The organism is Kitasatospora sp. NPDC127116, assembly GCF_042677365.1.
Lineage (GTDB): Bacteria > Actinomycetota > Actinomycetes > Streptomycetales > Streptomycetaceae > Kitasatospora > Kitasatospora lactacystinica.
On the sequence record NZ_JBHXTL010000134.1, the window covers coordinates 17,265 to 25,648 of the forward strand.

Genomic DNA, 8,384 nt, shown 5'->3' on the forward strand with positions numbered 1-8,384 from the left:
CCGCGACGACGATCTTCGCGGAGGTGGTGGCGCGGGTGGGGGCGGCCGCGTTAGAGCTTGCGAAGTCCACTGAGGACCCTTTCGAGCAGCGTGACATCGGGCGTTCCGCCCGACTCGCCCGCGGCGGCGGGCTGGTGGATGGCGACGAGACCGGCCTCGGCAAGGTCGGCGACGAGGATGCGGGCGACACCGAGCGGCACGCCGGCCAGTGCGGAGATCTCCGCGATGGACTTGACCTCGCGGCAGAGGCTGACGATCCGGGCGTGCTCGGGCAGCAGTCCGGTGGTCCGGTCGGCCGAGCCGGTCGTGGAGATCAGGGCCTCGATGGCGAGCTGGTACCGCGGGCGGGTCCGGCCGCCGGTCATTGCGTACGGGCGGACCAGCGGCTGCTGCTCGTAGCCGTCGGACTGCTGCCCGCCGTAGCCGCTGCCGTACCCGTTGCCGTACGAGCCGGCGGGTGTCGAAGGCGGGGTCATGGGTCCTCCTAGTGCTGCAGCCTTGAGCAGCCGGTTCCAGCTGGGGCGGTGCCAGCTGAGGCGAGATCAGCTGCCTGAGGGTAGCTGAGGGTGGTTCGCCGGGTCCGGTCGGGTCGGACCCGGCGAGGGCAGGTGGGACGGGGTGGGCGGATCCGCGCGGGAGCCCCGGGTCAGTGCAGGAGACTGCCCTGGAGTTCCGCGCGGAGTGCGGGGGTGAGGACGGCGCCGGCCCGGTCGACGAGCAGGGCCATCTCGTAGCCGACGAGGCCGATGTCGGAGTCCGGGGCGGCCAGGACGGCCAGCGCCGAGCCGTCGCTGACGGCCATCAGGAACAGGAACCCCCGCTCCATCTCGACCACGGTCTGGTTGACCTCGCCGCCCTCGAAGATCCGGCTCGCACCGTTGGTCAGCGAGGTGAGACCGGAGGCGACCGCCGCCAACTGGTCGGCCCGGTCCCTGGGGAAGCCCTCGGACATGCACAGCAGGAGGCCGTCCGCGGAGACCACCACGGTGTGGGACACCCCGGGGGTGTTGTCCACGAAGTTGGTGATCAGCCAGTTCAGGTTCTGTGCGGCCTGGCTCATCTGGTTCAACTCAACGCTCCTGGTGATCTGCGCCGTTGCCGTCGCTCCGGCCACCGAAACTATCGAATCCGGGCTGCTGGGCACCATGCTGGAAGCCCGACTGGTTGGCGGCCTGCTCGGCCCCGACGCGGCGGCCCTGCTGGATGCCGCGGCGCAGGTTGGTCAGCCGGCCGCGGACCTCCTCGGGGGCCCGGGAGACCTGCGGACCGGTCAGCGGCGAGGCCTCGGCGGTGCCGGAGACCAGGTTGGCCTGCGGGGTCCGCCGGGGCAGGCCCGACATGGTGACACCGCTGGTCGAGGGCTCGCGGATCTGCTCGGCCCGGCGCCAGCGCTCGTCGTTCGCGGACGGACGCCACGGCGCGTCGCCGGGCTGCTGGCCCTGCGGCTGCGGAGGCTGCTGCTGGTTCTGCTGCTGCGGCTGCTGCTGCGGGGCCTGCTGCTGCGGAGCCGGCTGGGGCGCCTGCTGCCGGGGTGCCTGCTGCGGAGCCTGCTGCTCCTGGGCCTGCGGCTGGAACTCCGGCGAGGAGGTGCCGGGGCGGCGCGGCTGGTACGACCGCTGCCGCGCCTGCAGCCCGTCGGCCTGCGGGGCCCACGGCTGCTCGCCGCCGGGCCGCTGACCGGCCTCGGACGGACCGGTCGGCAGCGCCATCGGCTCCTGGTACGGCAGCGGCTGCGGCTGCTGCGGCGCCTGCTCCTGGCGCACCGGCTCCGGACGCGGCGGGGTCGGCACGTTCGGCAGCACCGGCTCGACCAGGCCGAGGCCCAGCGGGTCGCGCGGGTCGATCTGGCTGGCCTCGAAGCGCGGGCGGGCGAACTGCTGGGTGCTCTCCACCGGCGCCGGCTCGGCCGACGGCAGCGGCTGGGGCTGCTGCTGGGCCTGCGGCGGCAGCTGCGGCTGACGGTCGCGCTGCGGCGCGTCCGGGCCGGGGCGCTGCGGACCGCGCGGGCCCTGGCCGGCGGGCCGGCCGGGGGCACCGGGGCCCTGCGGGGCCGGACGGCGCTGCGGCAGGCCGTCCTGCGGACGGTTGCCCGGACGGGCACCCTGCTGCGGCGTGCCGGGACCGCCGGGGCGGCCGTGCTGGGGCTGCTCGCCGGTCCGGGCACCCGGACCGCCGTCGAACTCGCCGCCGGGACGCTGCCGTTCCTGGCCGGGCCGGCCGGGCTGCTGCTGACCGGGCTGCTGCTGACCCGGCTGGGGCTGACCGGGCTGCTGCGGACGGCCGCCGCGGCGCGGCAGGCCGTTCGGGCCGCTCTGCGGCGGGCCCTGGCGGCCCGGGGCGCGCTGCGGCAGACCGCCCTGCTGGGCCTGCTGCTGGGCCTGCTGCGGAGTCTGCTGCTGCGGCGCCTGCGGCTGCTGCGGGGCCTGCTGCTTCTGCTGCGGCTGGGCGGGCCGTCGGCCCTGGCCCTGCTGAGCGCCGCCCTGCGGGGCCGGGTTCTCCCGCAGCGACTTGCCGACCTGGCGGGTCGGCAGACCGCCGGCGGGCGCACCCGGGCCGGCCTGCGGAGCGGGAGCGGCCGGAGCGGCCGGACCGCCCTGGCCGAGCTGCGGGCGACCGCCCTGCGGGGCACCCGCGGCCGGGCCCTGGCCGAGCGCGGCGGGACCGCCCTGGCGGGCGGGCGGCACCTGGCGCTGCTGGCGCGGCGTCGGGGTGACCCCGCGCTGCTGCTTGCCCTGGCCGGAGCCGGCCCGGCCGGCGCCGCGGCGGTCACCCGAATTGGTGACGTCCACGGGGAGCATGACCAGCGCGGTGGTGCCGCCGGAGTCGCTGGGGCGCAGCTGGATGCGGATGCCGTGTCGCAGGGACAGGCGGCCGACCACGAAGAGGCCCATGCGGCGGGAGACCGAGACGTCCACCGTCGGCGGGTTGGCGAGGCGCTCGTTGATCTCGGCGAGGTCGTCGGGGCTCAGGCCGATGCCGGTGTCGTGGATCTCGACCAGCACGCGGCCGTCCGGCAGCGCGTGGCCGGTGACCCGGACGCGGGTCTGCGGGCTGGAGAACGAGGTGGCGTTCTCCAGCAGCTCGGCGAGCAGGTGGACGAGGTCGTTGACGACGCGGCCGGCGACCTCGGCCGACGGCACGGCGGCGAGTTCGATGCGCTCGTACTGCTCCACCTCGGAGGCGGCGGCGCGGAGCACGTCGACCAGCGGGACGGGACGGGTCCAGCGGCGGCCCGGGTCCTCGCCGGCGAGGACGAGGAGGTTTTCGCCGTTGCGGCGCATGCGGGTCGCGAGGTGGTCCAGCTTGAAGAGGTTGGCCAGCTGGTCCGGGTCGGCCTCGCGGCTCTCCAGCTCGGAGATGAGCGACAGCTGGCGCTGGATGAGGCCCTGGCTGCGGCGCGAGAGGTTGGTGAACATCGCGTTGATGTTGCCTCGCAGGAGGGCCTGCTCGGCGGCGAGGCGGACGGCCTCGCTGTGCACCATGTCGAACGCGTGGGCCACGTGGCCGATCTCGTCGGTGGAGTCGACGGCGACCGGCTCGACCGTGGTGTCGACGTCGTGCGGGTCGGCCTCGGAGAGGGTCTTGACCAGCTCGGGCAGACGGCGCTCGGCGACGTCCTCGGCCGCCGCCTGGAGGCGGGTCAGCGAGCGCACCATCGAGCGGGCGATCAGACCGGCGCCACCGAGGGCGACGAGCAGCACCAGGGCGACCGCGACACCGATGATCAGGGCGTCGGCGTCGGCCTGGGACTGGAGGTCCTGGGCCTTGCCGTCCAGGTTCTCGATGAGCTTGGACTCGATCCGGCGCTCGGCGGTGATCTTGGAGCTGGCCTTCTCGAACCAGTCCTTGTAGCTGACCGCCTCGGTCTGGCGGATGCCGCTCTGGGTGAGGATCGTGGAGGCGTAGCGGTCGGCGTCGGCGACCACCGAGTTGTAGCTCAGCTGGCTGCGCAGGTTGTCCAGGTCGTGCGCGGTGTAGATGTTGTTGAAGCTCGCGATCGCGTTGTCGTACGAGCTGCGCAGACGGATACCGAAGGACTCGTCGCTGGGGCTGAGGTCGGGGGTCTTCGGGTTGGCGAGCGCGGCGCTGATCAGGGCCCGCTGCTGCGAGGTCGCGTTCTTCGCCAGCGAGAACTGCTGGAGCGCGCGGGTGGAGACGACCAGGTCCTTGTTGTTCGACGCGAGCGCGATGTCCTGGGTGATGGACAGCAGGTCGCGGATGATCACGTCGTAGGCGGTGATCGTCGACTGGATGTTCTGGTTGTTCTGGTACGGCAGGCTGCGGGTGTCCGCGATCGAGTTCAGGTCCTTGCGGATCTGGAGCAACAGCGCCTTTCCGCCGGACAGTTCGAGGTTCTCGAACTTGTCGGAGGAGGCGGTGAAGGTGCGGCTCAGGTCGTCGGTGGACTTGCGGGCCGCGACGATGTCGTCGTCCAGCGGAGCGGCCGGGTCGTGGGTGATCGGGCCGGCGCTGATGTCTCGCTCGGTCTGGAGCGCGTCGGCGAGGTTGGTCGCCTTCTTGGCCAGGTCGGAGAGGTTGGCCATCTGGGCGAGTTGCTGCGAGTTCTCCATCGAGCTCTGGATGCGCAGGCCACCGAGGACCAGCGAGACCAGCACGGGGAGGGCGAGCAGCGCGATCAGACGGGTGCGGATGCGCCAGTTGCGCATCGCGAGCCGGTTCAGACCGGTGGCGCGGCGCCGGGTCAGGGAGGTGCGGAGTTTGTCCCGGGCGGACTTCCGCTCCTGGCCCTCCTCCTCCGGGTGGCCGACGGCCTCGGGTGTCACCGGCTCGGCCGGGCCGCTGGGGGCCGCCGCCTGTTGAGGGGCTGCCACAGGCTCACGCGACTCCGGGTTACCCGCGGCGCCGCTACCCCTTTTGAAACGTCCCTGCACTGGCGTCGCAACCTCTGGACCGGGCGTCCCGCCGCGTCGCCACGGCCTGGACGGTGTCGAGTTTCCATCCGCACCCCGGCCGGTCCGGGAGAGCGGGCACCGGGGTGGACCACTCCCTACCCACGGTCCGTCGCATTCCAGCACAGCCGGGGAATCCCAACAAGGGCCGCACGTACCGGGCGCCCGGCGCTACCGACCGCTTGCGTCTTCTCACGGACTGTGCGGTAACAGGACCGGAATACCGCCTTTTTCGGACACTCGCCGGATACATGCCAAGCGGACCCGGGGCCGGGAAGAGTCACAGACCTTCCGGAATGCCCCTTATCGGCGAAATGCCGGAAAATCCCGGTGCGGAGATATGTCGGATATCTGCACTTTGCTCGGCATTTTGTGAGCAAAATCACAGTCTAATGTGTAGCTTTGGTCACGGCCTCTGTGGAATGAGATCTCGTAACCTGGCTGTCTCCGGAGCACGGCCCCGATCAGCCTGCCCAGAACCCCTCCGAATCAATCGGAATCCATCAGGCCGGTGCCGATCGCCGCGATCGACCCGGCCATGACCACGAGGTGCTCTCGATGTCCCAGGCGAAGAACGCCACCAAGTCCACGCTGTCCTGCCGCCCCACGGCGAACCCCCGCCGGACGACGCTGGCCTCGGTCGAGGACTTCAGCAAGATCCCGGGCGCCCGCAAGCCCGAGGACGTCGTGACCTACGGCACCGAGCTGCCGGCCGCCACCGCCAACCCGCGCCGCACCCGGCTGATGGTCGCCCCGGTCGTCGTCCTGCAGGACTGACCGCCGCGGCGCCGCGACGAGGGCGCCGTCGTCACCCCGGTGGCGGCGGCGCCCTCGCCGTTGTGCGGAGCCCCCGCGGCCCGCGGCGGCGACCCGCCCGCGCGCCTCGCGGGGCATTCGACCCCGACCCTCCTGAACAGGGGCAAAGCGGTCGGCCGGGCCCCCACGCGATAGCCTGGAGGCCGATTGACGGGGCCGCGCCCACTGCGGGCGGGGCGCCCACCAGCGCCCGGGCGCGCCCCGGGCGGCCGACGAAGCGAGGGGTGTCCCAGCCGTGCGCATTGCCAGGTTCTCCGTCCGGGAAGGGAGCCCTGCCGCCGGCAGCGTCTCCTTCGGCGTGGTGGAGGGTGACCCTTCCCGGCCCGACTCGCTGGTCGTCCACGCGCTGGCCGGCCACCCGTTCGGCCAGCCCCAGCCCACCGGTGAGAGCTACCGCTTCCAGGACGTCCGGCTGCTCAGCCCGATGCTCCCGAACAAGATCGTGGCGGTCGGCCGCAACTACGCGGCGCACGCGGCGGAGCTGGGCAACGAGGTCCCGGACGCCCCGCTCACCTTCTTCAAGCCGTCCACCTCGGTGATCGGTCCGACCGAGAGCATCGCGTACCCGCCGTTCTCCTCGGACGTCCACCACGAGGCCGAACTGGCCGTGGTGATCGGCCGGATGTGCCGTGAGGTGCCGTTGGACCGGGTGCCCGAGGTGATCCTCGGCTACACCTGCGCCAACGACGTCACCGCCCGGGACGTCCAGCAGCGCGAGGGCCAGTGGGCCCGGGCCAAGGGCTTCGACACGGCCTGCCCGCTGGGCCCGTGGATCGAGACCGACCTCGACCCGAGCGACCTCGCGATCACCTGCACGGTCAACGGCGAGCTCCGCCAGACCGGCCGCACCTCCCTGATGGTCCGCTCGGTCGCCGAGCTGATCGTCCACATCTCCGAGGCCATGACGCTGCTGCCCGGCGACGTCATCCTCACCGGCACGCCCGCAGGGGTGGGCCCGCTCAACGTCGGCGACGAGGTCGCCGTCTCCATCGAAGGCATCGGCACTCTCACCAACAAGGTGATCAAGCGTGGCTAACACTGACCCGGCCGTCCGGGTTCGCTTCTGTCCCTCCCCGACCGGCAACCCCCACGTGGGGATGGTCCGCACGGCCCTCTTCAACTGGGCCTACGCCCGCCACAACGGCGGCACGCTGGTCTTCCGGATCGAGGACACCGACTCCGCCCGCGACTCCGAGGAGTCGTACAACCAGCTGCTCGACGCCATGCGCTGGCTCGGCCTCGACTGGGACGAGGGCCCGGAGGTCGGCGGCCCGGACGCGCCGTACCGCCAGTCGCAGCGGATGGACATCTACGCCGATGTCGCCCGCCGCCTGCACGAGGCCGGCCACGCCTACTACTGCTACTGCTCCACCGAGGAGCTGGACGCCCGCCGCGAGGCCGCCCGCGCGGCCGGCAAGCCCTCCGGCTACGACGGGCACTGCCGCGACCTGACGGACGAGCAGGTGGCGGTCTACAAGCTGGAGAAGCGCGAGCCGATCCTGCGCTTCCGGATGCCGGACAAGACCCTCAGCTTCGACGACCTGGTCCGCGGCACGCTCACCTTCGAGCCGGAGAACGTGCCGGACTACGGCATCGTCCGGGCGAACGGCGCCCCGCTGTACACCCTGGTCAACCCGGTGGACGACGCCCTGATGGGCATCACCCACGTGCTGCGCGGCGAGGACCTGCTGTCCTCCACCCCGCGGCAGATCGCGCTGTACGCCGCGCTCGCCGAGATCGGCGTCGGCAACGGCACCACCCCGCGCTTCGGCCACCTGCCGTACGTGATGGGCGAGGGCAACAAGAAGCTCTCCAAGCGCGACCCGCAGTCCTCGCTCAACATGTACCGCGAGCGCGGCTTCATCCGCGAGGGCCTGCTCAACTACCTGTCCCTGCTGGGCTGGTCGCTGGCCGAGGACCGCGACCTGTTCGACATGGACGAGATGGTCGCCGCCTTCGACGTCACCAAGGTGAACGCCAACCCGGCCCGCTTCGACCTGAAGAAGTGCGAGGCGATCAACGCCGAGCACGTCCGCCGGCTGGCCCCGGAGGACTTCGTCCGCCGCCTGGTGCCCTTCCTCCAGGGCGCCGAGCTGCTGCCGGCCGAGCCCACCGCCGAGCAGCTGGACCTGCTCGCCAAGGTGGCGCCGCTCACCCAGGAGCGGATGGTCGTGCTGAGCGAGATCGTGAACATGGCCGGCTTCCTGTTCGTGGCGCCGGAGAAGTTCGCCCTCGACCCGGACGACGCCGCCAAGGTGCTCACCGCGGACTCCCGCCCGGTGCTGGAGGCCAGCATCAAGGCGCTGGAGGAGCTCGCGGACTTCACCCCGGAGCCGATCCAGGCCGCGCTGCGCGAGGCGCTGGTGGAGGGGCTGGGCATCAAGCCCAAGTTCGCCTTCACGCCGCTGCGGGTGGCCGTCACCGGCCGCCGGGTCTCCCCGCCGCTGTTCGAGTCCATGGAGCTGCTGGGACGCCCGGAGACGCTGCGTCGGCTGCGGGCCGCCCTGGACGCCCTGCCGGCCGCCTGAGCGGGGCGCCGAGCAGGCCGCGGGGGCGGGGGGGGGGGGGGGCCCCCGCGGGGCCCCCGGGCCGGCGCCCGGCCCCCCGCCCCCGGCCGGGGGGTGTGGTTTTTTTGCCCGGGGCGCCGGGGGGGGGTGT

6 protein-coding genes are annotated in these 8,384 nt (G+C 72.7%); 3 read left to right on the top strand and 3 right to left on the bottom strand.

Going from position 1 to position 8,384, the window contains the following annotated elements; genetic code table 11:
* Positions 1–50: 50 nt before the first annotated feature.
* From ACFVHV_RS36040 to ACFVHV_RS36050, 3 genes are all read right to left on the bottom strand, one after another.
* Positions 51–476: a DUF742 domain-containing protein gene (locus ACFVHV_RS36040; protein ID WP_359915364.1), complete on the bottom strand. Its 426-nt coding sequence runs from the start codon at positions 474–476 to the stop codon at positions 51–53.
* A gap of 170 nt (positions 477–646) precedes the next feature.
* Complete coding sequence (locus tag ACFVHV_RS36045; protein WP_359915368.1) at positions 647–1,060, bottom strand: roadblock/LC7 domain-containing protein; 414 nt, start codon at positions 1,058–1,060, stop codon at positions 647–649.
* A gap of 10 nt (positions 1,061–1,070) precedes the next feature.
* Positions 1,071–4,832, bottom strand: a complete 3,762-nt coding sequence (locus ACFVHV_RS36050; RefSeq protein WP_380357109.1) for a nitrate- and nitrite sensing domain-containing protein — start codon at positions 4,830–4,832, stop codon at positions 1,071–1,073.
* A 636-nt stretch (positions 4,833–5,468) separates the two neighbouring features.
* Here ACFVHV_RS36050 and ACFVHV_RS36055 point away from each other — a divergent pair.
* The 3 genes from ACFVHV_RS36055 to gltX all read left to right on the top strand — a co-directional run bounded on the left by ACFVHV_RS36055 (position 5,469) and on the right by gltX (position 8,254).
* Positions 5,469–5,687, top strand: coding sequence for a hypothetical protein (locus ACFVHV_RS36055; protein ID WP_359915360.1), 219 nt, complete (start codon positions 5,469–5,471; stop codon positions 5,685–5,687).
* 274 nt (positions 5,688–5,961) lie between these two features.
* Entirely contained in the window at positions 5,962–6,762 is an 801-nt protein-coding gene (locus tag ACFVHV_RS36060) for a fumarylacetoacetate hydrolase family protein (protein WP_359915358.1), read from the top strand.
* Positions 6,755–8,254: a glutamate--tRNA ligase gene (gene gltX / locus ACFVHV_RS36065; protein WP_380357113.1), complete on the top strand. Its 1,500-nt coding sequence runs from the start codon at positions 6,755–6,757 to the stop codon at positions 8,252–8,254. The genes ACFVHV_RS36060 and gltX overlap by 8 nt, the downstream gene beginning before the upstream one ends.
* The last annotated feature ends 130 nt before the right edge of the window (positions 8,255–8,384 follow it).